Raw genomic sequence first — 1,878 nt, forward strand, 5'->3', positions numbered from 1 at the left:
ACTGGGATATATTCCTGGGAAGGTTTAAGCAAGCAATGATCCGGAGTCAGGAGAACTGCCTATCTAACAATCACCGTTTGTTACCCACGAGGGTTTGGGGAGGGGATTACAGTAGACGCTTTGCAGCGTATTTGCTGAATTCACTTCTGGTTTGCCCACCAGAAGTTTTTTATTCGCCTATTGTTTTTGTACTCCCGACTGTAAACGTTGGGAGTTTTTATTGTTTCAGCTATTTTTATACCCATACAATAATGACAGTTGCCTGTTTGGCTACATGATGCTGCCAAACTACTTAATTAACAATCTGTAGGAGATGAAGTTATGCTGTTAGTAACTCTAGCGAAACGGTCATTTGTGCGCCAGAGCCTGCTCGTGGTGTTAGGACTGCTCTTAGTATTTACCGGCGGTTGTACCGGAAAAAATAGTGACAGTTCGCCACCAGGCGGAACTGTTGCTTATGAAGTCGTTGATAGTACTGGATATGTATTGAAACTTTCGCAAAAACCACAGAAAATCTTGTCACTATCCATTAGCACTGATGAAATTCTCATGGAATTGGTAGCGCCTGAGCGTATTGCGGCCTTGTCGTATCTTGCTGATAATAGTGGTTTGTCTAATATCGTAGAAAAGGCGAAAGTTGTTCCTAAGAGGATACGCGCCAATCCCGAAAGTATTATTGCGCTCCAGCCAGACCTTGTTATTGTGCCAGACTGGTTGCCGCCAGAATTGCCCCAAACGCTTAGAGAAGCAGGGCTTCCGGTTTTTATCTATAAAACGGCAACCACTATTGATGAAGTCAAACAATCGATACTAACCATTGCGCGCGTTGTGGGTGAAGAGCAGGCCGGTGAACGCGTGGTAGCAGAGATGGAAAGCCAATTGGCCCAAATTAACGAAAAAGTACGACAGATACCAGCAGACAAGCAGTTGGTAGTTATCCGATTTTCCTTGATGGGCGACGGTGGCGGCAAAGGCAGCACTTTTGAAGATATCTGCCGTAAGGCTGGGGTTATTGAAGGTGCGGCGCAAGCCGGTTTAGGACGTGACGATGTATTATCTAAAGAACAAATTGTGCGTATTAACCCGGATCTCATTTTGCTGCCTGTATGGGATTATACTGGCAAAACCGATATAAAGAAATTTGCTGCGGATGTGCAAAATGACCCCGCGCTGCAGTCAATAAAAGCCATTCGCAATAACAATTTGGTTGAGGTACCTGACAGACACTTAACTGCCACTTCACAGTACATTGTGTACGGGGTGCAGGACGTGGCCCGAGCTGCCTATCCGCAGTATTTTCAGAATGAATAGTAATATATACACAATGGGGGAAGAAACATGAGTTTTATCGCAGAATGCTTTCACATTTTTCATCAAGGCGGCCCGGTTATGTACTTGCTTTTAGCCTGTTCCACACTGGTGGTGGCGATTGGCGTGGAACGGTTTCTCTATTATAAAAAAATGGATACCAATATGCCTGAGCTTATCGAGCAGCTTACTCCTTTATTAGAGCAGGATGACTGGGCAAAAGCGCAGGCTTTATGCCAGCAGACTCCAGGTATTGCTGCTACCGTTGCCGCCAAAGGCATTGCGTATGTGCAACGCGGCTGCGCGAATGTGGAAAGTGTACTGGAGGGTGAAGCCTCTTTGGCTGTTGCCAGTCTGCGGGCTCATCTTAGCCACTTGGACACGATTGTAACCATTGCACCGCTACTTGGCCTTTTGGGTACAGTTATCGGTATGATTGAATCGTTCAGTATCATGAATATCAAAGCTGGTCAGCCACATGCCATTACCGGCGGCGTCGGGGAAGCGCTTATCGCTACGGCTACCGGCTTGTGTGTAGCTACTTTGGCCATGATTATTTACAGTTATTTC

General features: G+C 46.1%; 2 protein-coding genes and 1 riboswitch (1 of these 3 only partly in view). Both genes read left to right on the top strand.

Annotation, left to right across the window (positions count from 1 at the left end; translation table 11 throughout):
• A riboswitch (cobalamin riboswitch) is annotated at window positions 1-77 on the top strand; it begins 103 nt to the left of the window's first position.
• 244 nt (window positions 78-321) lie between these two features.
• Entirely contained in the window at window positions 322-1,311 is a 990-nt protein-coding gene (locus tag AC29Z1_RS16145) for an ABC transporter substrate-binding protein (protein ID WP_488272477.1), read from the top strand.
• Window positions 1,312-1,338: 27 nt separating this feature from the next.
• The coding region (locus tag AC29Z1_RS16150; protein ID WP_488272478.1) for a MotA/TolQ/ExbB proton channel family protein at window positions 1,339-1,878 on the top strand (540 nt) is incomplete at its 3' end.

This window comes from Sporomusa sp. (assembly GCF_057736855.1).